Source organism: Elizabethkingia argenteiflava, from assembly GCF_009904105.1.
GTDB classification, from domain to species: Bacteria; Bacteroidota; Bacteroidia; order Flavobacteriales; family Weeksellaceae; genus Elizabethkingia; species Elizabethkingia argenteiflava.
Genome location: NZ_JAAABJ010000622.1, coordinates 1 through 560, shown reverse-complemented (window position 1 = coordinate 560; position 560 = coordinate 1). Strand labels below are relative to the sequence as shown.

General features: G+C 34.8%; 1 protein-coding gene. It reads right to left on the bottom strand.

Annotated features, from left to right (window positions below; genetic code table 11):
- Nucleotides 1-38: 38 nt before the first annotated feature.
- Entirely contained in the window at nucleotides 39-218 is a 180-nt protein-coding gene (locus GNY06_RS10785; RefSeq protein WP_166520077.1) for a hypothetical protein, read from the bottom strand.
- Nucleotides 219-560 lie beyond the last annotated feature (342 nt).

Sequence of the window (560 nt, the reverse complement as noted above, 5' to 3'; positions counted from 1 at the left end):
TACGCATAGAAGAGACAGAATTTCATACAAACTCACAACTAGTAGGTATAAATCGTTAAGAACCCAACTGAATGGACTACACAAATCCAACATAAGTCCACGGAAATCACACAGAAAAATGCTGTTGGTGGTTTTTGCCTTTTTCTACCCTGATAGCCTAGCTTTTCACCTCCCATTCGGCTTGGGGTGTTGATGCCGTACAACTGAAAGCTTGACATCTACAATTTTCTTTTATTAAGAAGCAAAAGACCTATCCAAACCTTTCTGAAAGAGCCATCTTTGCTCCATTTATTTAAATAATAGTAAATGCTTTGCCAGCAGATTTTCTCTTTGTCAAAATATTCTTTCAAACTTATTTCAAGCCTCTGACAGCCTGTTTTCAGGCGTTTTACAATAAGCTGAATTATTTTTACCAGATTATATCTCGTCGAAAATTCTCTTTTTCCTTTGCTTAAATGAGTTAAAATCCATTGTTCTATTTTATCTTTGCTGATGAGTTCCAGATTATTAGTTATTTGATCGGCAATACAAAATTGCTATTTTTCTCCGAACTCTTTTTG